Raw genomic sequence first — 20240 nt, forward strand, 5'->3', positions numbered from 1 at the left:
CGGGGCGATCAGCGCCCACGACTCATCCGTCAGTTCATGTCGACGCACCACAACTGGAGTAACGACCCACCGACTTTACGGACACCGCCTAGGACCGGCCCCCACCGCCGTGGGGAGGGTTTGCGTTTTGCGTTCATGAAACGGATGTGCGAACCGGTACGGCTCACGAGGCCCTTTTACCATCTGTTGTGACTTGAGTCACAGAGCGCGATATTTGTTGACCCTGTGTACCGGGTGCACAGCTCACTGTGATTCAGTGGCCGTGACACTGCAGTAAGTACGTCAAGTGCGTCGATATGACATCTGGAGTGCTGTCGAGGTCTCGGGGAGTGCGAGCAATGGAGGCCGAGTCGGAGCCGTACGTCCGTCTTGCGACGATGCGGCAGCTGCACCAGGTCGTGACCGATCTCAACACGGCACGGAGCCTGGCCGACACGCTGCAGACCGTGGCCGACGGAATCGTCGCCGGTCTCGGATACGAGCTTGCCTGCGTCAACCTCGTCCGCCCCGACGGGGATCTCGTCGTCGCCGCCTTCGCGGGCAACGCCGCCGCCGAGGCCCTGATCACCGGCCGCGTCGGCTCCCGCGCCTCCTGGGAGCGCCGGCTGGCCATGGGCGAGGTCTGGGACGAACTGCGGTTCATCCCCCACACCGACGGCTGGGTGCTCCTGGACGACGACGTCCCGCAGTGGCACACCGAGGGCCCCGAACCCCGCTTCGAGGACGAGTGGCACCCCCAGGACCGGCTCTACGCCCCGATGTACGCCACGGGCAGCGGCGTGGACCTCCTGGGCGTCATATCCGTCGACCGCCCCCGCAACGGACGACGCCCCGGAGCCTGGGGCCGCGAGGCCCTCCAGATGTACGCGTCCCAGTCCGCCATTGCGATCAGCAACGCCAAGCTCCGAGCAAACATGCAGCGCGCCCTGGTCCGCCTGGAGCGCGAACAGCAGGCGCTGCGGGCCAGCGAGGAATCCTTCCGCCAGGCCTTCGAGTACGCCCCCAGCGGCATGGCCATCGCCGAACTCGGCGGCGACCAGCACGGCCGGCTGCTGCGCACCAACGACGCCCTGTGCCGGCTGCTGGGCCGCCCCGCCTCCGTACTGCGGCGCTACTCCTTCGCCGATCTGGTCCACCCCGAGGACATCGGCACCCTGCTCCGCACCTCCGCCGAGGGCGGCCGGGCCGAACTGCGGCTGGGCCGCCGGGACGGCACCTACCTGTGGGTCTCGCTGCGCAACTCGGTGGTCGCGGACACGGCGGACGGGCCGCGCTTCCTGCTCACGCACGTCGAGGACATCGAGGAGCGCAAGCGCCACGAGCTGAACCTCGCCCACCGGGCCTCGCACGACGCCCTGACCGGGCTGCCCAACAGCGCGGAGCTGCGGTCCCGGCTCGGCGCCCGGCTCTGCGAGCGCCCGCACGCGTCGATGTCCTCGGACGTGGAGGCGCTGGACGCCGCGTACGGGGACGTGGACGAGGCCCGCGCGCACGGCTTCCCGTCCGACGGTTTCGACCCGGCCCGGGGCGTGGCCCCCTACGACCACCATGTGCACACCGTCGCGCCCGACCCGGACCACGACGACGGGGCCAAGGGGCTCGCGGTGCTCTTCTGCGATCTGGACGGCTTCAAGTCGATCAACGACCGGTTCGGGCACCACACGGGTGACGCGGTTCTCATCGAGGTCGCCCGCCGGCTGACCACCTGTGTCCGCGACGGCGACACCGTCGCCCGGCTGGGGGGTGACGAATTCGTCGTTCTCGCGGACGGGCTGGGGTCGGCGGACGCCGCCGACCTGGCCGTTCGGCTGCGGAACGCCATCATTCCGCCCATTCGGGTCGACGGCCGCGCGGTCCGGGTCGGGGCGAGTTTCGGGATCGGCTGGGCGGCCTGCGGGATGACCGCCGAAGAGGTGCTGCGCTCCGCCGACCAGCGGATGTACGTGGAGAAGCGGTCCCGGTCGAAGGTTCACCGGAGGGCCGGCTGACGTTCGCCGGGGCGTCGGTCGCGGCCATGGGGCCGCACCCTCCGGCAATTCTTGACGTGGGCCGTTCGAGGTAGGCTCGGCCGGTCGGCGACGGCTGGCGAGATTCGGCGACGGCTGGCGACATGGTGAGGAGTGACCCAGGGATGGCCGGGAACAACGGCGCGAGCACACCCGAGGACGACGATCCGTTCGGCTACCTCTACGAGGACGGCCAGGCGGCCGGCGCACAGCCGCCGGGCGGCCAGGGCGGCTACGGCTACCCCGGGCCCGCCGCGCAGCCGGGACGGCCCCGGACCTCGTACAACCAGGTCCGGACCGTCGGTGAGCGCCAGTACGGCCAGGTGCCGCAGCAGCAGGCGTACGGGCAGCAGCAGGCGTACGGCCAGCCTCAGCAGCCCTACGGCCAGCCGAATCCGCAGTACGCGGCCCCGGAGACGTACGCCGGCGGCGGCACGCAGGGCCCACGCCAGGGCGGCGGACACGGCGGTCCCGGCGGCAAGGGCGGTCCGAACACCAAGGGTCTGCTGATCGGCGCGGTCGCCGTGGTCGCGGTCGTGCTCATCGGCATCGGCGCGGCGCTGATGACGGACGACGGCGACAAGGGCAAGAAGGACGAGGCGGGGTCCTCGTCCACGGAGGGGCCGGCCGGTGAGGTCGAGGAGTCCCCGACGCCCGAGGCGAGCACCAGCTCCTCCGCCCCGCCGGAGCTGCCGAAGCAGGACGCGGCGGCGCTGAAGCTCGGCGGCGACGCGGCGCTGGACAACTCGGTCAAGGGCGCCAAGAGCAACAACGGGCAGTACATCAACCTCAACGCGGTGGGCCGTTCGGCGACCTGGTCCGTGGACGTGCCGGAGGCCGGCGAGTACACGCTGTTCGTGACCTACGGCGTGCCGGGCAAGGACGCCAAGACGTCCCTGACGGTCAACGCCGAGGAGCCGCGCTCCATCAACATGAAGAACTTCGCCAACGCCCCCGAGGGCGATCTGGAGAAGGGGTGGACGACGACCTACGCGTACGTCAACCTCACCAAGGGTCCGAACACCCTGATGATCTCCTGCAACGAGGGCGACCAGTGCGACGCCAACCTGGACCAGCTGTCGCTGAAGGCCGGTCACCAGACGCGCTGATCCGCGCCGGTACGTACGCCGACGGCCCCCGCACCTCCCGAGGAGGGTGCGGGGGCCGTCGGCGTTCCGGCGCGGGGTCTCAGCCCATCAGGGCGAGGAAGCCGGCGACCGTGGCGGCCATGGCCTCGCGGCCGGGGGCGAGGTAGCCGCGGGGGTCGACCGCGGTGGTGTGCTCGGCGAGGTGGGCGCGGACGGCCGCGGTGAACGCGGTGTTCAGCGCGGTGCCGACGTTGACCTTGACCATGCCGGAGGAGGCGACGGCCCGGCGGATCTCGTCGTCCGGGACGCCGCTGGAGCCGTGCAGGACGAGCGGGACGGGGACGGCGGCGCGCAGCCGGCCGATCAGCTCGTGGTCGAGCGCGGCGGTGCGCTCGGTCATGGCGTGGGAGGAGCCGACGGCGACGGCCAGCGCGTCGACCCCGGTGGCCGCGACGTACGCGGCGGCCTCGTCCGGGTCGGTGCGGACGCCGGGGGCGTGGGCGTCGAGCGGGGCATCGCCCTCCTTGCCGCCGACCCGGCCCAGCTCGGCCTCGATCCAGATGCCGTGGTCGTGGCCCCAGGCGACGGCGGCGGCGGTGGCCCGTACGTTCTCCTCGTAGCCGAGCTTCGAGGCGTCGAACATCACCGAGCCGAAGCCCGTCTCGTGGGCCCGGTGGAGCAGTTCCACGGATTCGACGTGGTCGAGGTGGAGGGCGAGCGGGGCGGTGGAGGCGCGGGCGACGGCGGCGGCCGCGGCGGCGACGGGGGCGAGCCGGCCGCCGTGGAACTTCACGGCGTTCTCGGAGATCTGGAGGACGGCCGGGGCCCCGGCGCGCTCGGCCCCGGTGGCGATGGCCTCCGCGTGCTCCAGCGTGATGACGTTGAAGGCGGCGATCCCGTGGCCCCGTGCCTGGGCGGCGGAGACGAGTTCACCGGTGCTGACGAGCGGCATGCTGGACCTCTGTGTTTTTCTCCGGGCCCGGGGGCCCGGCGCGGCGTTCAGGCGGCTCCTGGTGCGTGCCGCTCGACGGTGACGCGCGGCAGCAGCTCCTCGTACGCCGCGCGGTCGAAGTCGCCGGCGGCGGGGGCGAGCACGGTCGCCGTCGACAGTGCCACCGCCCTGCGCAGCCGGTCGGGCCAGGCCAGTCCCTCGACGAGTCCGGACAGCAGTCCGGCCACCGCGGAATCGCCGGCCCCGGTCGGGTTGCCCTTGACGGGGGCGGGCGGGGACGCCTGCCAGCCGCCGTCCGGGGTGACCGCCAGCAGGCCCTCGGGGCCCAGCGAGGCGATCACGGTGTGCGCGCCCCGGCGGCGGGCGTCCCGGGTGGCGCGCAGGGGTTCGCGGGAGCCGGTGAGCTGGGCCAGCTCGTCGGCGTTGGGCTTGATCAGGTCGGGGCGGGCGGCGATGCCCCGGCGGAGCGGTTCGCCGCTGGTGTCCAGCAGGGCCGGGACGCCGGCGGCGCGGGCGAGCCGGACCAGTTCGGCGTAGGCGCCGACGTGGATGCCGGGCGGCAGGCTGCCGCAGAGCGCGACGGCGTCGGCGCCGGCCAGCAGCTCGCGGTAGGTGCCCAGGAAGGCGGTCCACTCCTCGACGGTGATGTGCGGTCCGGGCTCGTTGAACTGGGTGGTGTCCCCGGTGGCGCGGTCGACGACGGCCAGGGTGCGGCGGGTGTCGCCGGAGACGGGGACGAGGGCGTCGGTGAGGGTCGCGCGGGGCGCGGGGGGCCCGGTGGTCGTTCCGGGGGCCGCGTCCGGTGCGGTGGCGGCGAGGCGTTCGCGCAGGACGGCTCCGGTGCGGCCGCCGGCGAAGCCGGTGACGACGGTGTCGTGGCCGAGGGCGGCGAGCACCCGGGCGACGTTGACGCCCTTGCCGCCGGGGCGTTCGGCGGGGGCGGTGACGCGGTGGGTGGTGTGCGGGACGAGGGCCGGTACGGCGTAGGTCAGGTCGAGTGCCGTGTTCAGCGTGACCGTGAGGATCACCTCGGCCGCCCCCTCCCGATTCCTTGCCGGAACGCGCTTTCCCCCGCTCGTTTCCCAGGCGGGCCCGTCTTCCGGGTGATCATGCCAAAGGGAAGGCGGTTTCTGGGTGATCATGCCAAAGGGAAGGCGGTCGGCCCAGTCCCGCAGGCCAACCGCCGTCTCTTCGTTACGTACGCCCGTCCGCGCGCCCGGGTGTCAGGCGTTCTTGGGCCGGACGATCCACTCGCCCTTGCGCATGACTCCGGCGAGGCGGAACTCTTCGTCGAGCACGACGAGGTCGGCGTCCTTGCCGGGCTCCAGGGAGCCGACGCGGTCGTAGACGCCGAGGAGCCGGGCGGGGTTGGCGGAGATGGACTGCACCACGTCGCCGACCGGAATCCGGTCGACGGTGACGGCCCGGTGGAAGGCGGTGTCCAGGGTGAGGGTGGAACCGGCGATGGAGCCGCCCTCGACGAGCCGGGCCACGCCATCCTTGACCTCGACGGCGAGCGGGCCGAGCTGGTACTGGCCGTCCCCGAAGCCGGCCGCGTCCATGGCGTCGGTGATGAGGGCGACGCGGTGGGCGCCCGCGTGGTGGTAGGCGAGCTCCAGCGCGGCGGGGTGCAGATGCGTCCCGTCGTTGATCAGCTCGACCGTGATCCGCTCGTCCTCCAGGAGCGCGGCGATCGGGCCGGGCGCGCGGTGGCCGAGGCCGGGCATCGCGTTGTAGAGGTGCGTGGCGACGGTGGCGCCCGCGTCGATGGCCTCGACGGTCTGCTCGTACGTGGCGTCGGTGTGGCCGATGGCCGCGATGACGCCGTGCTCGGCGAGCAGCCGTACGGAGTCGATGCCGCCGGGCAGTTCGGTGGCGAGGGTGAACATCCTGGCGGTGCCGCGCGCGGCGTCCATCAGCTTGCGGACCTCGGCGGGGTCCGGGTGGCGCAGCAGGCCCTCGCTGTGGGCGCCCTTGCGGCACGGCGAGATGAAGGGGCCCTCGAAGTGGATGCCGGCCAGGTCGCCCTGTTCGACGAGTTCGGAGAGGATCCCGGCCCGTTCGGCGAGGAAGTCCATCTCGCCCGTGACGGTGGAGGCGACCAGGGTGGTGGTGCCGTGCTCGCGGTGGGTGCGGACACCGGTGAGGACCTCGTCCACGGTGCCGGAGGTGAAGGAGGCCCCGCCGCCGCCGTGGTTGTGCATGTCCACGAAGCCGGGGACGATCCAGTGGCCCGACAGGTCGACACGGGGTGCGTCGTCCGCGACGCTGCCGGCGATGCGGGTGCCCTCGACGATCACCCGGCCGTTGTCGACGGTGCCGGTGGGCAGTACCACCCGGGCACCGGCGAGAACGGTGCTGTCTGCGCGTCCGGCCATCAGGCGGATACCTCCGTGGAGAGAAGATCCCAGGCGAGCAGCCCTGCGCCCAGGCATCCGGCGGTGTCCCCGAGGGCCGCCGGGACGATGTGGGGCAGCTTCTGGAACGAGACGCGTTCCTCGACGGCCGCACGGAGTGGTGTGAACAAGGTTTCCCCGGCCTCGGCGAGCCCGCCACCGATGATGATCGTGCGGGGGTCCAGCAGGGTGAGGGCGGTGACCAGCCCCGCGGAGAGCGCGTCGACGGCGTCGAGCCAGACCGCGACGGCCTTCGGGTCGCCGGATTCGACGGCCTTGGCGCAGTCGGCGGCGTCGGCCTCGGGATCGCCGGACGCCGCGGCCCAGGCCCGGCTGACGGCGGACGCGGAGGCCAGGGTCTCCAGGCAGCCGCGCTGGCCGCAGGCGCAGTCCGGGCCGTCCGGCCGGACCACGACGTGGCCGATCTCGCCCGCGTAGCCGTGGGCGCCCTCCTCGATGGTGTCGCCGATCCCGATGGCGCCGGCGATGCCGGTGCCCAGGGGGACGAAGAGGAAGCGGTCGGCGCCCTTGCCCGCGCCGATCCGGCCCTCGGCGAGTCCGCCGCTCCTGACGTCGTGGCCGAGGGCGACGGGAACGTCACCGAGCCGTTCGCCGAGCAGCCGGCGGAGGGGGACGTCGCGCCAGCCCAGGTTGGCGGCGTAGACGGCGATGCCGTTGGCCGCGTCCACGATGCCGGGGACGGCGACGCCCGCCGCGAGGGCGCTCTGGCCGAAGTGCTCCTGGCCGTAGGCGCGCAGATCCGCGGCGAAGGTGAGGATGGACTCGACCACGGCGTCGGCGCCGCGCTTTCTGCCGGTCGCCCGCCGTGCCTCGTGGAGCAGGGCGCCGTCGGCCCCGACCAGTGCGGCCTTCATTCCGGTGCCGCCCACATCGAGGGCGATGACGTGTTTCACGGGAAACAGTTTCGCCCGAGGGACCCCAAAAGGTCTAGTCCACTAGCGCTGTTTGTTGCGCGTCCATACAAAACAGTCGCGTCACCCGCTGTGATCACCCCATGTGAGCGCCCGTGCGTGGGCGTGTGCGGCTCGGGCCGGCCGGGACCCCGTTTGCGGAAGCGAGACCCAAGTGGTGTAGACCTCCTGGGGCGGGGTGGTGCAAAATCGCAGCTCATCCGGAGGGCCCCACGACGACGTGGATGCCGCGGGTGGCGTGATCCCGTGGGATGGCGCGAACAATGAGGACGGACTGAGCTGTGCAGCGGCGTTATACGGGACTGACGGCGGCGGTCGCCGCACTGGGGATGGCGGCCACCCTGACGAGCTGCTCCGGCGGCGGCGGTGGGGACGGGGACGTCACGCTGAAGGTGGTCGCGGCCGACTACGGCACCGGCGAGGCGGACAAGTCCGATACGTACTGGAACGGCGTCGCCCGGAGCTTCGAGGCGTCCCACCCCGGCATCAAGGTCCAGGTGACCGTCCTGCCGTGGACGGACATCGACCGCAAGGTGTCCGAGATGGTGGCGTCCGGCCAGGCCCCCGACATCGCCCAGATCGGCGCGTACGCCGACTACGCCAAGGCCGGGAAGCTCTACTCCGCCGACCAGATGCTCTCCATCCCCACCCAGGCGAACTTCCTGCCCAAGCTCGCCGACGCCGGCCGGGTCGACCGCGTCCAGTACGGACTGCCGTTCGTCGCCAGCACCCGGCTGCTCTTCTACAACAAGGACCTCTTCTCCCAGGCCGGGCTGACCGCCCCGAAGACCTGGGGCGACATCGCCGCCGACGCCGCCGCGCTCAAGCAGCGCGGGGTGCGCTACCCCTTCGCCCTGCCGCTCGGCCCGGAGGAGTCTCAGGCCGAGACCTTGCAGTGGATGCTCAGCGGCGGCGGTGGCTACACCGACGACGTCGGCACGTACACCCTCGACTCGCCGGAGAACGTCCGCACCTTCACCTGGCTGAAGGACAGCCTGGTCGACAAGGGCCTCACCGGCCCCGTCGCCCCCCGCAAGCTCAACCGCGCCAAGGCGTTCGAAGCCTTCGGCAAGGGCCAGGTCGGCATGCTCAACGGCCACCCCACGCTGATGGAGGACGCCGAGAGGAAGGGCGTGCACGTCGGCATGGTGAGGCTGCCCGGCGCCAACGGGCCCACCAAGACCTCGATGGGCGTCGCCGACTGGATCATGGGGTTCAAGCAGAACGACCACCGGGTCGAGATCGGGAAGTTCTTCGACTACCTGTTCACCGACAGGAACGTCATCGAGTTCGCGGACACGTACGACATGCTGCCGGTCACCGACAGCGCCTCGGCCGCGATGGAGGACGACCCCCGGTACAAGCCGCTGCACCAGTTCCTGGCCACGCTGTCCAGCGCCGAGTTCTACCCCTTCGGCAAGACGTCCTGGGCGAAGGCCAGCGAGTCCATCAAGGAGAACATCGGCAAGGCGGTGGACCCCGGAGCCACCCCCGGACTGGTTCTCGAACACATCGCGCAGGAGGCGACCGCCGCCGAGAAGGCGGAGTAGGCGGAGCGGGAAGGCGGAGCAGAGGTTCCTTCCGGCCCCCTTCCGAACCCCTCCGGCCGCCGTGGCGGTGTCCGTGCCGCGCAATATATTGGCTGATATGACCGCTCTCCCCCCGAACGGCCCCGACGAGCCCGCGGACGCGCTCTCCGACCGCGAGCGCGCGGTGCTCGCGGTCGAGCGGCGCTCCTGGGCGGGGCCGGGGGCCAAGGAGCGGGCGATCAGGGAGCAGCTCGGCATCTCCCCGACCCGCTACTACCAACTGCTCAACGCGCTCCTGGACGACCGCCGCGCCCTGGAGGCCGACCCGGTGACGGTGAACCGGCTGCGCCGGGTCCGCGAGGCCCGCCGCGGACGCCGCTGACGACACCGCACCCGAGGGTGCGCGTCGGACAGCACCCGACGGCATCCGGCTCCCCTCCGGCGACCGCCACGTGCCCGCCCGGGAACGGCCCCCGCCGCGCACCCCACCGGGGACGGCCCCCGCCGCGCACCCCGCCCGCACACAGGTCCCGAACCCCGGCACCCGGGCCCTCCCAGGCCCTAAGCTCGAAGCATGGGCAGCCACCCGCACACCCCGCCTCTGCCGACCCCCGTCACCGCCGCCGGGCAGGAGGGCCTCGACGCGCTCCTGGCCCGGCCCGACCGCGCGGTCGTCGCGCTCGACTTCGACGGCACGCTCGCGGACATCGTCCCGGACCCGGAACAGGCCCGCGCCCACCCCGGCGCCGTCGAGGCCCTGGTCGCGCTCTCCCCGCTGGTCGCCTCCGTCGCCGTGATCACCGGCCGGCAGGCCGGCATCGCGGTCCGGCGCGGCGGCTTCGCCGGGGTCCCCGGGCTGGACCACCTCGTGGTCCTCGGCCACTACGGCGCCGAACGCTGGGACGCCGCCACCGGCACCGTCACCACCCCGGCCCCGCACCCCGGCGTCGCCGCCGCACGGGCCGAACTCCCCGGCGTGCTCGACCGGTTCGACGCCTGGCACGGCACTTGGACCGAGGAGAAGGGCCAGGCCGTCGCCGTCCACACCCGCCGCGCCGCCGACCCGCAGGGCGCCTTCGAGGCGCTGCGCGGCCCGCTGGGCGAACTCGCCGCCCGGCACGGCCTGATCGTCGAACCGGGCCGCCTCGTCCTGGAGCTGCGCCCGCCCGGCATGGACAAGGGCGTCGCCCTCACCCGCTACCTGCGCGAGGTGGGCGCCGAGTCCGTGCTCTACGCCGGCGACGACCTCGGCGACCTCGCCGCGTACGCCGCCGTGGAGAAGCTCCGCGCCGGCGGCCCCGACGGCGGCACCCCCGGTCTCCTGATCTGCAGCGGCAGCACCGAGGTCACCGAACTGGCCGAGCGCGCCGACCTGTCGCTGCCCGGCCCGGAGGCGGTCGTGGGCTTCCTGCGGGCGCTCGCGGGCCAACTGGCAGCGAATTCAGGCTGATTGGCGATATCGCCCTTCGTCGCCACGCGCCCCTGTGGCACCCTGTCCCCACGCGGCCGAGGACAGGGGGAATCCGTGCGTGAGGGTGAGCACCCGACGGCGGGCGACGGACTCGATCTGACGGAGGCCGTACGGCTGCTGCGCAGGCAGCTGACCGCGGCCCAGCGCGAAGCCGACGGCTCCGATGTCCGCTTCAAGGTCGGCGAGGTCACCGTCGAACTCGCGGTCGAGCTGACCCGTGCCGCCTCGGCCGGCGGCGGCCTCCGCTTCGGCGTGGCCGCGGTCGACGCCAAGCGCGACCGCACCCGGCACACCACCCACCGCATCCAGCTCACCCTGCACCCCCGCGACGGTTCGGGCGGGGACCTGGAGATCGGCGACCGGGACGACTGAGCGGGAGCGACGGCCCCGGGGAGCCCCCCGGCGCGGGGGTGACGGGTGAATCTCAGACGTGTGGTGCAGGTGCGCGGCCGCGACGGGACGGGCTCGGACGCGTTCGGAACGGGGTATCTGATCGGCCCCGGGCTGGTCCTCACCGCCGGGCACGTGCTGGAGACGGAGGACGGCCGCCGCCGCGTTCCGTCCGTCCGGTTCCCCGCCGAGACCGCCGACCAGGGCCCCTGGCGGGCCCGGGTGCTGTGGCTCCGGCACGACGACGTGGTGGACGCCGCCCTGCTCCGGGTCGACGGCCCCGTCGCCGAACGCGCGGCGGGCACCGCGCCGCAGCGCTGGGGCGACCTGGTCACCGGCGTCGCCCGCCACCGGGTCGTCTCCTGCGGCTACCCGAGGAGCCAGCGTGCCGAGCGGGCGGGGGAGCGCCCGCTCCGGTCCGAGGAACACCTCGCCGGACACATCAGCCCCGGCACGGGCGCGTCCGCGCGCCGCTGGGAGGTGCTGAGCCGGGACCCGCTGCCCGCCGTCGACCCGCACGCGGCGGCGTGGTCCGGGATGTCCGGTGCCTGCGTGTTCGGCGGGAAACTCCTCCTGGGCGTGATCCGCAAGGACCGGCGCGCGGCGTCCGGCAGCCGGCTCACGGCCACCCGCGCCGCGGAGATCCTCGCCGACCGCGACTTCCGCACGGCCCTGCGCGCGGCGACCGGCCGCCGCACCCCCGTCGCCGAGCCCGCCGAACTGGCCCCGCTCCTCGACCCGGCGACCCGCGCCCATGAGCTGCGCTCCCCGGCGATGCTGCTGCGCGCCGACGTGGAGGCCATCGCGTTCCGGGGCCGGGCCAGGATCTGGGAAGACCTGTGGGACTGGTGCACCGGCCCGGCGGGTCCACTCGCGCGTACCGCCGCACCCGCCGGCAACCTGGCCCTCCGGGTGCTCACCGGACTCGGCGGCCAGGGCAAGAGCCGGCTGGCCCGCCGCCTGGTCGAGGTCGTCGGCCGGCGGCCGGGCTGGGTCGCGGGTCTGTTCCACGGCGAACTCGCCGACGGCGAATGGACCGCCGACGAGAACGCCGCGCTGCACGCCCTCGGCGACTGCGCGCGCGATCTGCTGCTCGTCGTCGACTACGCCGAGACCCGCCCGCGCTCGATCCGCCACCTGATCGACCGGGCCCGCGAAGCGGCGGCCTCGGGGCAGACCGTGCGGGTGCTGCTGGTCGCGCGCTCCTCCGGCGGCTGGCAGCACGACGCCTACGGCAGCGGCGCCGCCACCCACGATCTGCTGGCCGAAGCCCCCGTCACCGAACTCGGCCCGCTGGACGCCACGTCGGACGACCGCCGCGAGACCTTCGCCGCGGCGCTGCGCGGACTGGCCGGGCACCTGCAACGGACCGAGGGCTACGAGCACCACGACTGGAGTGCCGTGGCGGCGGGGCTGTCCGCCCCGGCCGACATGTCCGGAAGCCGCTACGCCACCGCCCTCAACGTCCAGATGGAGGCCCTGGTCACCCTGCTCCAGGCCGGGCCCTCCCCGCAGGCCGCCGACGACGGCGAGGCGGTGGAGAAGACACTGCTGCGCCACGAGGAGCGCTACTGGGACCGCACCCTCGCCACCGCCGTCGACCGGCCGCCGGCGATGCCCCTGGTACGCCGGGTGGTCGCCGCCGCGACCCTCTGCGGGGCCGCCGACGAGGGCGAGGCGATGGCCGTCGTCGCCCGTGTCCCGGCGCTCGCCGCCGGCCGGGAGTGGGAGCTGGCCACGGCCATCCGCACGCTGTACCCCGGCGTCGGCGAGACCTACTGGGGCGCGCTCCAGCCCGACCGCGTCGCCGAGTTCCAGGCATCAAGCCTGGTGGTCGAAACGGCCGGCCTGCTGCCCGCGCTGCTCAAGGGCGCCACGCCCGCCCAGCAGACCCAGGCGCTCACCGTTCTCACCCGCTCCGTGGTCGCGCACGCGAACGCGGGGCGGACGGGCGAGCGCGACAAGGTGCTGGGACAGCTCGACGCCCTGCTGGCCGCCGGCCCGCTCCCCACCGAGGTCCTGCGCGCCGCCGTCGCCGCGCTGCCGGAGGCATCCGACGCACTCATCCGGTTCGGGGCGCGGCTCACCCGGCTGCTCGTCGAGCGGTACCGGGAGTCCGGAGCCGGGGAGACGGACCCTGAGGGTCTCGCGTGGGCCCTGGGGGAGTGGGCCAAGCGCGCGGCGCGGGCGGGGGACTGGCGGACCGCCGTGGAGGCGGGGGAGGCGGCGGTGGGCGTGCGGCGGGCGCGGCCGGACCAGCGGAGAGCACTCGCCGGGGCGGTCATCCACCTGGCCGCGTACCAGTGGAACGCGGACCGCCGGAGCGTTTCCCTCACCCTCGCCGAGGAGGCCGTCACGCTGTGCCGCGAGGGGGAGCGTACGGGCGCGGAGCCGGACCCGGAGCTGCTGGCCGAGGCACTGAACTCCCTCGCCGTGTCCTACGAGGAGGCCGTCCGGCTGGACGAGGCGGTGGCGGCGGCCGAGGAGTCGGTGGCGATCCGGGCGGAACTGGCCGCACGCGATCCCGCCGGAGCGGCGGCCCACGCCGTCTCCCTGCGCAGCCTGGCCAGTTGCCGCTCGGAGGCGGGCGACACGGAGGAGGGCGTCCGCCTCATGGAGGAGGCGCTGCGCATCGAGCGCAGGCTGGCCGCCCAGAACCCCGACGCCCATCACGACACCCTGTCGGACACGCTCAACTCGCTTTCCTGGGCCTACTGGCGCGCGGGAGGAGACCCGGACCGCATCCGGGCCGTCAGCGAGGAGGCGGTCGCCCTGCGCCGTCGGCTGGCCGCCGACAACCCGGACCGGTACAAGGCCCGCCTCGCGCTGTCGCTGGTCAACATGTCCACCGAGCAGCCGTACGACCAGGCCCTGGAGACCCTGACCGAGGCCCGCGGGCTCTACGACGCGCTCGCCGGGAGTCCGCCTCTGGTCCGGTCGGAACGCCTGCGGCTGCCGCTCAGCAACCGGGCCTGGATCCTCGGCGAGCTCCAGCGGGCCGACGAGGCCGTCGCGACGATCGAAGAGGCACTCGTCCACTCCCGGCGGCTCTACCGCGACAACCGGGTGGCGAACGGCACCGACCTGGCCAACGACCTGTCCAAAGCGGCCCGGCTCCACCGGAAAGCCGGGGACGAGGACACCGCGCTCGCCCGCACCGAGGAGGAGATCGAGGTGTGGCGCACCCTGGCCCGGCTGCGGACCGGACCGCACGACGACCGGCTGGCCGAAACCCTGCACGACTACGCGTCGGCGCTCGTACGCGTCGAACGGAACGAGGAGGCGCTGGCCGCGGGCGACGAGGCGCTGGAGCTGTACGAACGGCGTCTGCGTGAGCATCCGCACCGGAGAGAGGAGGCGTCGGCGTGTGCGCGCGGCAACAGCCTGGTGGCCTGGCTGCGGGGCACCACCGGGGTCGGCGACCCGGTGCCGTTCAGAAAACGGGCGGTCGAGCTGTTGAGGCCCGTGGCCGGTGACCACGTCTCGGACCGGACGCTGCTGGCCGAGGAGCTGGTGCGACTGGCCGAGCACGCCGCCGGACCGGGCTCCATGCGTGTCCTGCTGCGCGCGCTCCCCCTCGCCGGCGAGGCCACCGGGCACTACGCGTCGCTGTGCGCGCGCCGGCCGTCGCCGAGCGCCGAACTGACGAGCACCGCGGCCTCCTGGGCGCGGCTGCTGGAACGGTGCGGGCGCCGTGGCGAGGCGCTTGAGGTGCGCCGTCGCTACGGGCTGTCGCCGCACTGAGGACCGACTCCACGCAACCGAGAGGAAGGGCGGCCGGATGTCGCGAGAGCAGGAAGTGCCGGACACCCCCGACGGGACGGCGGACGGCGCGGACGCCGTGGTCCGGGGCGAGGCACCGCCGATGGAGACCGACGACGGCTCCGGGCTGGTCTTCAGGTCACTGGAGGCCTTCTACACCGATTACCTGTCCGTGGTGGTGCGGCGCCGGGTCGACGGCACCCATCTGGCCTGGTGCCCCGACTGGTGGACCCACCCCGAGGCCATCGCCCGGCTGGCCTCCCTGTGGCGCGCCTTCGAGTACCTGCGCACGGACGAGTCGTTCGGGCTGTCGAACTGGTGGCTGCATCACGCCGATCCGCACCTCGCCGCGCTGATGGACCCGCGCACCGGTCCGTTCGCGCTCTGCGCCGGACCCGGGGGCCACAGCGACGGGATCGGCCCGCTGCCGAGCAATCCGGTACCGCCCGGCCTGCTCCACGACCCGGCGTTCTCGCTCGACGCGGCGGAGGAGGCCGAGGCGGCAGCGGCGGACGCCGAGGGCCGCGCTCGGGCCACCTGAACGCCCCCGGCCCCTACTCCTGCCGCAGCGCCTCCAGCTGGTCCAGGAACCAGCGCTGCGGCGGGAGTGCCGTGCCCGCCTCGGCGAGTCGGCGGGTGCGCTCCGCGCGGTCGTCGTCGGCCATGGTCAGGGCCGCGTGGAGGGCGTCGGCCGTGGCGGAGACGTCGTACGGGTTGACCACGAGGGCGTCCTCGCCCAGCTCCTCGTACGCGCCCGCTTCCCGGGACAGGACCAGCGCGCAGCCCTCGTCGGAGACGACCGGGACCTCCTTGGCGACCAGGTTCATGCCGTCCCGGATCGGGTTGACGAGGGCCACGTCGGCCAGCCGGTACGCGGCGAGGGAGCGGGCGAAGTCGTCCTTGACGTGCAGGACGACCGGCGTCCAGTCCGCCGTGCCGTACGCCTCGTTGACGGCGTCGGCGACGCGGCGCACCTCCTCGGTGTACTCCCGGTAGACGGCCAGGTCCTGGCGGGAGGGGTAGGCGAACGCGATGTGCACGACCCGGCCGCGCCATTCGGGCCGGGTGTCGAGCAGGGCGCGGTAGGCGTGGAGCCCGCGGACGATGTTCTTCGACAGTTCCGTGCGGTCCACGCGGACGATCGTCTTCCGGTCGGGGCCCACCTGTTCGCGCAGGGCCGCCATCCGTTCGTCCACGTCCGGTTCGTGCGCGCGGCGGCGCAGGAAGTCGCCGTCGGCGCCCAGCCCGTGCACCCCGACGCGGGTGTGGCCGGTGCCGCCCAGCAGGTCCGTGCAGCAGGCGAGGAACGCGTCGGCCCAGCGGCGGGTCAGGAACGCCGCCCGGTCGGCCCCGAGGATGCCGCGCAGCACCTGTTCGGCGATGTCGTCGGGCAGCAGCCGGAAGTAGTCGACGGGGGCCCACGGGGTGTGCGAGAAGTGCCCGATCCGCAGATCGGGGCGGAGCGCCCGGAGCATCCCGGGCACCAGGGCCAGGTGGTAGTCCTGCACGAGGACCGCCGCGCCGTTCCCGGCCTCCTCGGCGAGGGCGTCGGCGAAAGCCTGGTTGTAGCGCTCGTAGGACGCCCACTGCCGCCGGAACTCCGCGTCGAAGACGGGCTCGACGGGGGTCTGGTAGAGCAGGTGGTGGATGAACCAGAGGACCGAGTTGGCGATGCCGTTGTACGCGTCGGCGTGCACGTCCGCGTCGATGTCGAGCATCCGGACGCCCGGCTCCGACACCCCTCTGCGGACCGCCTCGCGGTCGCCGTCGCCCAGCGCGGCGCAGACCCAGATCTTGTCGTCGACGGCGCTCAGCCCGGAGACCAGCCCGCCGCCGCCGCGCTTGGCGTCGAGCGTGCCGTCGTCACGGAGCGTGTACGAGACCGGGCCGCGGTTGGACGCGACGAGGACCTGGGCAGCGGGCTGCGGGGCGTGCTCGGAGACCATGTTGCGGAATCTAGCCCGATCACGAACCGCCCAAACGTGCGATGTCAGGCCGCGCGGCCTGAAACGTACTCCTCGATCTCGCGCATCGGCGGACGCTCCTCGGTGTCCACCGGGTAGGTGTGCGGGACGAAGCCGTGCTCGCCGCGTTCGAACTGGGTCAGATGGGGGCGGACCAGATGGCCCCGGGAGAGCCGCAGCTGCGCGGTGCGGTAGATCGCGGCCGCCATCCGGCCGAGCGCCTGGCCGTCCTGGTGGCGGTGGCGGCGGACCCCGACGTCCACCTGCGCGAGGGCGTCCAGGCCCACGGTGTGCAGGGCGTCGACCAGCAGGCCCAGCTCCACTCCGTAACCGACCGGGAACGGCAGCCGCTCCAGCAGCGAGCGGCGCACCGCGTACTCGCCGCCCAGCGGCTGGACGAAGCCGGCCAGCTGCGGCCAGTGCAGATTGAGCAGCGGGCGCGCCACCATCTCGGTGACCCGGCCGCCCTGGCTCGCGGTGCCGCCGAACGGGCGGTCGTACATCGCCTTGACGAACTGCACCGAGGGGTCGGTCAGCAGCGGTCCCACGATGCCCGAGACGAAGTCCGCGGAGAACTCCCTCAGGTCCGCGTCCACGAAGCAGACGATGTCCCCGCCGGTCACCAGGAGTGACCGCCACAGCACCTCGCCCTTGCCGGGGACGGCGGGCAGCCGGGGCAGGATCGCGTCCCGGTGGATCACCCGGGCGCCCGCCCGGCGGGCCACCTCGGCGGTGTCGTCCGTCGAACCGGAGTCGATCACCACCAGCTCGTCGACCAGCTCGACCTTCTCCATCAGCTCGCGCCGGACCGTCGCGACGATGTCGCCGACGGTCTCCGCCTCGTTCAGCGCCGGCAGCACCACGCTCACGCTGCCGCCGTGCGGGTCCCCGGCCCCCAGGCCGGCCCTGGCGGCCAGCAGACGGTCCAGCGGACGGTCGGCGGCCGACCAGGAACGCCTGGTCAGCCAGCGTTCGACCTCTTCCAGCACGGTCGGCACTCCCTGTATGTGATCCATCTCGCGGACCGGACGACTATCTCAACCCTCCGGTGCTTCGGTTACAGTCTTGAACAACGCAGATGGCCATCGCATGCCGGGGTCCGTCCGCCGATAAACGCCCGGATCCATGGCGCGCCCATGATCCGGTGCCACAGCGCTCATCCAGAGGGACAGAGGGAACGGCCCGTTGAAGTCCCGGCAACCCTCCTGCCGACCGCGAGGTTCGGTGGGGAAGGTGCCAATTCCGTCTCGTGGCGAAACGCGCCATGAGGAAGATGAGGAGAAAGGGCCTCGCCATCATGGCTGTTGAGACTGTCGCAGTTCACACCGATTCCTCCCCCGACCTGGGACCCGCCGCCGCGCTTTCCTGCCGCGAATGCGGCGAGCGATTCGCCCTCGGCCCGATCTTCGCCTGCGCGTCGTGTTTCGGGCCGCTCGAAGTGGCGTACGACCTCCCGAGCGGCTCTCCCGAGGAGCTGAAGAAGCGCATCGAGGCCGGTCCGGACAACATCTGGCGTTACGCGCCGCTGCTGCCGGTCCCCGCCGACGTCGCCGAGAAGCCCAACCTCAACCCCGGCTTCACCAAGCTGGTCAAGGCCGACAACCTCGCCCGCGAACTGGGCGTCACCGGCGGCCTGTACGTCAAGGACGACTCCGGCAACCCGACGCACTCCTTCAAGGACCGCGTCGTCGCGATCGCCGTCGAGGCCGCCCGCGCCTTCGGATTCACCACCCTGTCCTGCTCCTCCACCGGCAACCTGGCCGGCGCCGTCGGCGCCGCCGCCGCCCGCGCCGGCCTGCGCTCCTGCGTCTTCATCCCGCACGACCTGGAGCAGGGCAAGGTCGTCATGGCCGCGGTGTACGGCGGCGAGCTGGTCGGCATCGAGGGCAACTACGACGACGTCAACCGCTTCTGCTCCGAGCTCATCGGCGACCCGCTGGGCGAGGGCTGGGGCTTCGTCAACGTCAACCTGCGCCCGTACTACGGCGAGGGCTCCAAGACCCTGGCGTACGAGATCTGCGAGCAGCTCGGCTGGCGGCTGCCCGACCAGATCGTCATCCCGATCGCGTCCGGCTCCCAGCTCACCAAGATCGACAAGGGGCTGCGCGAGCTGATCAAGCTCGGCCTGGTCGAGGACAAGCCCTACAAGATCTTCGGCGCCCAGGCCGAGGGCTGCTCCCCGGTCTCCGCCGCCTTCAAGGCCGGTCACGACGTGGTCCGCCCGCAGAAGCCGAACACGATCGCCAAGTCCCTCGCGATCGGCAACCCGGCCGACGGCCCGTACGTCCTGGACATCGCCCGCCGCACCGGCGGAGCGGTGGAGGACGTGAACGACGAGCAGATCGTCGACGCGATCAAGCTGCTGGCCCGTACCGAGGGCATCTTCGCCGAGACCGCGGGCGGCGTGACCGTCGGCGTGACGAAGAAGCTCATCGAGGACGGCCTGCTGGACCCGGCGCTCACCACCGTCGTCCTGAACACCGGAGACGGCCTCAAGACGCTGGACGCGGTGGCCGACACCTCGCAGGCGACGGCTACGATCCGGCCGAACCTCGACGCGTTCCGCGCCGCCGGACTCGCCGGTAACTGAGTAGCTTTCGACCACCCGAGACTTCAGGAAGGGCACACCATGAGCGTCAAGGTCCGCATCCCCACCATCCTCCGCACCTACACCGGCGGCCAGGCCGAGGTCCCCGCCGAGGGCGCCGTCCTCTCCGAGGTCATCGCATCCCTGGAGAAGAACCACCCGGGCATCGCCGCCCGCGTCCTGGACGACCAGGGCAAGCTGCGCCGCTTCGTCAACGTGTACGTCAACGACGACGACGTCCGCTTCGAGGGCGGCCTGGACACGGCCACCCCGGACGGCGCCGGCATCTCGATCATCCCGGCCGTCGCCGGCGGCTGCTGAGCCCGGGGCCGCGGTCCGGCCCCGACTCCACCGCGTCACCGGTATTGCCCCCTCCGCGAGAGAAGCGGAGGGGGCAATTCTGCATGGTTGAGCGCGGTAGAGTGTGGGAAGTCCCCTCCGCTGCCCGTGCCGCCCGCATATGAGAATGCGCCCGGCCACGACAAGATGCAGCCAAAGTGTCCGAGCACCTTGCGCCATAAGTCGCCTTTGCCTGGCCCGACTTGCCCAGGATTCTCGTGAATTCCCCCTATTCGGGCGGTCGGGGCCGCTCAGAATTCTCGTCCGATTGACCTGTTGCAGAGGGCAGTTGGGCAGATACATTCAGCCGCGGTCGACGCGTTCCGGCGCACGCACCCTCTCCTGACGGAGGGTGGGTTCTGACCCGGGCCCGCGAAGTGCGGTCCTGTGAAAGGGCCAGTAATAGGGGAGTTAGGCATGGCTCAGGGCACCGTCAAGTGGTTCAACGCGGAGAAGGGGTACGGCTTCATCGCGGTCGACGGTGGTGCGGATGTTTTCGTCCACTACAGCGCGATCCAGATGGACGGCTACCGCACCCTCGAAGAGGGTCAGCGAGTTGAGTTCGAGATCTCGCAGGGCCAGAAGGGGCCGCAGGCGGACATGGTCAAGCTCGCCGTCGGCTGAGCCGGCCGGACACGACGCAGTCGGTCAACGACGCCACTCAGGCACGGAGGGCCCGTATCCCGGGGGACACATCCCGGGTACGGGCCCTCCGCGCGTGTGCGTCCACCCCCGCGGGCGTGCAGTCCCCGTCCCTCCGCGCGTGTGCGTCCGTCCCTCCGGTTGTCCACACTCCGGAGGGAGGCGCTTGCACTCAAGGGGGT

Annotated in this window: 17 protein-coding genes and 1 riboswitch; of the genes, 11 read left to right on the forward strand and 6 right to left on the reverse strand. The window is 72.8% G+C overall.

Going from position 1 to position 20240, the window contains the following annotated elements:
* Positions 1 to 338: 338 nt before the first annotated feature.
* Together cdgB and ACWCXC_RS00010 are read left to right on the forward strand one after the other, a co-directional pair.
* Positions 339 to 1988, forward strand: coding sequence for a diguanylate cyclase CdgB (gene cdgB / locus ACWCXC_RS00005; protein WP_450682190.1), 1650 nt, complete (start codon positions 339 to 341; stop codon positions 1986 to 1988).
* Between the two features lie 143 nt (positions 1989 to 2131).
* Positions 2132 to 3115, forward strand: a complete 984-nt coding sequence (locus tag ACWCXC_RS00010) for a carbohydrate-binding protein (RefSeq protein ID WP_450682191.1) — start codon at positions 2132 to 2134, stop codon at positions 3113 to 3115.
* A gap of 79 nt (positions 3116 to 3194) precedes the next feature.
* Here ACWCXC_RS00010 and ACWCXC_RS00015 read toward each other — a convergent pair whose 3' ends face one another.
* The 4 genes from ACWCXC_RS00015 to ACWCXC_RS00030 all read right to left on the reverse strand — a co-directional run bounded on the left by ACWCXC_RS00015 (position 3195) and on the right by ACWCXC_RS00030 (position 7356).
* Positions 3195 to 4046, reverse strand: coding sequence for a class II fructose-bisphosphate aldolase (locus ACWCXC_RS00015; protein ID WP_450885590.1), 852 nt, complete (start codon positions 4044 to 4046; stop codon positions 3195 to 3197).
* A 47-nt stretch (positions 4047 to 4093) separates the two neighbouring features.
* On the reverse strand, positions 4094 to 5074 hold the full coding sequence (locus tag ACWCXC_RS00020; protein WP_450682193.1) for a 1-phosphofructokinase family hexose kinase: 981 nt from the start codon (positions 5072 to 5074) through the stop codon (positions 4094 to 4096).
* Positions 5075 to 5269: 195 nt separating this feature from the next.
* Positions 5270 to 6424, reverse strand: a complete 1155-nt coding sequence (gene nagA / locus ACWCXC_RS00025; RefSeq protein ID WP_450885593.1) for an N-acetylglucosamine-6-phosphate deacetylase — start codon at positions 6422 to 6424, stop codon at positions 5270 to 5272.
* Entirely contained in the window at positions 6424 to 7356 is a 933-nt protein-coding gene (locus ACWCXC_RS00030; RefSeq protein ID WP_450682195.1) for an ROK family protein, read from the reverse strand. The genes nagA and ACWCXC_RS00030 overlap by 1 nt, the downstream gene beginning before the upstream one ends.
* Positions 7357 to 7655: 299 nt before the next feature.
* On the opposite strand from ACWCXC_RS00030, the gene ACWCXC_RS00035 reads away from it, so the two are divergent.
* The 6 genes from ACWCXC_RS00035 to ACWCXC_RS00060 all read left to right on the forward strand — a co-directional run bounded on the left by ACWCXC_RS00035 (position 7656) and on the right by ACWCXC_RS00060 (position 15067).
* Positions 7656 to 8924: an ABC transporter substrate-binding protein gene (locus ACWCXC_RS00035; protein WP_450682196.1), complete on the forward strand. Its 1269-nt coding sequence runs from the start codon at positions 7656 to 7658 to the stop codon at positions 8922 to 8924.
* A gap of 97 nt (positions 8925 to 9021) precedes the next feature.
* The gene (locus ACWCXC_RS00040; protein ID WP_450682197.1) at positions 9022 to 9285 is read left to right on the forward strand and encodes a DUF3263 domain-containing protein; all 264 of its coding nucleotides are present in this window, start codon (positions 9022 to 9024) and stop codon (positions 9283 to 9285) included.
* Positions 9286 to 9477: 192 nt separating this feature from the next.
* Positions 9478 to 10353: a trehalose-phosphatase gene (gene otsB, locus ACWCXC_RS00045; RefSeq protein WP_450885596.1), complete on the forward strand. Its 876-nt coding sequence runs from the start codon at positions 9478 to 9480 to the stop codon at positions 10351 to 10353.
* A 75-nt stretch (positions 10354 to 10428) separates the two neighbouring features.
* Complete coding sequence (locus tag ACWCXC_RS00050) at positions 10429 to 10746, forward strand: trypco2 family protein (RefSeq protein WP_450682199.1); 318 nt, start codon at positions 10429 to 10431, stop codon at positions 10744 to 10746.
* Positions 10747 to 10791: 45 nt separating this feature from the next.
* On the forward strand, positions 10792 to 14508 hold the full coding sequence (locus ACWCXC_RS00055; RefSeq protein ID WP_450885598.1) for a trypsin-like peptidase domain-containing protein: 3717 nt from the start codon (positions 10792 to 10794) through the stop codon (positions 14506 to 14508).
* A 37-nt stretch (positions 14509 to 14545) separates the two neighbouring features.
* Positions 14546 to 15067 (forward strand): DUF4913 domain-containing protein, encoded by a 522-nt coding sequence (locus tag ACWCXC_RS00060; RefSeq protein ID WP_450682201.1) that lies wholly within the window; start codon positions 14546 to 14548, stop codon positions 15065 to 15067.
* A gap of 13 nt (positions 15068 to 15080) precedes the next feature.
* Here the strand turns inward: ACWCXC_RS00060 and ACWCXC_RS00065 are convergent, their stop codons facing one another.
* Together ACWCXC_RS00065 and ACWCXC_RS00070 are read right to left on the reverse strand one after the other, a co-directional pair.
* Complete coding sequence (locus tag ACWCXC_RS00065) at positions 15081 to 16472, reverse strand: alpha,alpha-trehalose-phosphate synthase (UDP-forming) (protein ID WP_450682202.1); 1392 nt, start codon at positions 16470 to 16472, stop codon at positions 15081 to 15083.
* A gap of 44 nt (positions 16473 to 16516) precedes the next feature.
* Entirely contained in the window at positions 16517 to 17479 is a 963-nt protein-coding gene (locus ACWCXC_RS00070; RefSeq protein WP_450886366.1) for a glucosyl-3-phosphoglycerate synthase, read from the reverse strand.
* A gap of 164 nt (positions 17480 to 17643) precedes the next feature.
* Positions 17644 to 17770: riboswitch (SAM riboswitch) on the forward strand.
* Positions 17771 to 17787: 17 nt separating this feature from the next.
* Here ACWCXC_RS00070 and thrC point away from each other — a divergent pair.
* The 3 genes from thrC to ACWCXC_RS00085 all read left to right on the forward strand — a co-directional run bounded on the left by thrC (position 17788) and on the right by ACWCXC_RS00085 (position 20040).
* Positions 17788 to 19080, forward strand: a complete 1293-nt coding sequence (thrC, locus tag ACWCXC_RS00075; protein ID WP_450682203.1) for a threonine synthase — start codon at positions 17788 to 17790, stop codon at positions 19078 to 19080.
* Positions 19081 to 19119: 39 nt separating this feature from the next.
* On the forward strand, positions 19120 to 19398 hold the full coding sequence (locus tag ACWCXC_RS00080; protein WP_450682204.1) for a MoaD/ThiS family protein: 279 nt from the start codon (positions 19120 to 19122) through the stop codon (positions 19396 to 19398).
* A gap of 435 nt (positions 19399 to 19833) precedes the next feature.
* A complete protein-coding gene (locus tag ACWCXC_RS00085; protein WP_003967346.1) occupies positions 19834 to 20040 on the forward strand; it encodes a cold-shock protein in 207 nt (68 codons plus the stop codon).
* Positions 20041 to 20240 lie beyond the last annotated feature (200 nt).

It is taken from the genome of Streptomyces sp. NPDC001515 (genome assembly GCF_053597115.1).

What these genes read in the sequence shown, in the direction of transcription:
- cdgB (WP_450682190.1), top strand. Translation starts at nt 339, where the DNA reads ATGGAGGCCGAGTCGGAGCCGTACGTCCGTCTTGCGACGATGCGGCAG.
- ACWCXC_RS00010 (WP_450682191.1), top strand. Translation starts at nt 2,132, where the DNA reads ATGGCCGGGAACAACGGCGCGAGCACACCCGAGGACGACGATCCGTTC.
- ACWCXC_RS00015 (WP_450885590.1), bottom strand. Translation starts at nt 4,046, where the DNA reads ATGCCGCTCGTCAGCACCGGTGAACTCGTCTCCGCCGCCCAGGCACGG.
- nagA (WP_450885593.1), bottom strand. Translation starts at nt 6,424, where the DNA reads ATGGCCGGACGCGCAGACAGCACCGTTCTCGCCGGTGCCCGGGTGGTA.
- ACWCXC_RS00040 (WP_450682197.1), top strand. Translation starts at nt 9,022, where the DNA reads ATGACCGCTCTCCCCCCGAACGGCCCCGACGAGCCCGCGGACGCGCTC.
- otsB (WP_450885596.1), top strand. Translation starts at nt 9,478, where the DNA reads ATGGGCAGCCACCCGCACACCCCGCCTCTGCCGACCCCCGTCACCGCC.
- ACWCXC_RS00060 (WP_450682201.1), top strand. Translation starts at nt 14,546, where the DNA reads ATGTCGCGAGAGCAGGAAGTGCCGGACACCCCCGACGGGACGGCGGAC.
- ACWCXC_RS00065 (WP_450682202.1), bottom strand. Translation starts at nt 16,472, where the DNA reads ATGGTCTCCGAGCACGCCCCGCAGCCCGCTGCCCAGGTCCTCGTCGCG.
- thrC (WP_450682203.1), top strand. Translation starts at nt 17,788, where the DNA reads ATGGCTGTTGAGACTGTCGCAGTTCACACCGATTCCTCCCCCGACCTG.
- ACWCXC_RS00080 (WP_450682204.1), top strand. Translation starts at nt 19,120, where the DNA reads ATGAGCGTCAAGGTCCGCATCCCCACCATCCTCCGCACCTACACCGGC.
- ACWCXC_RS00085 (WP_003967346.1), top strand. Translation starts at nt 19,834, where the DNA reads ATGGCTCAGGGCACCGTCAAGTGGTTCAACGCGGAGAAGGGGTACGGC.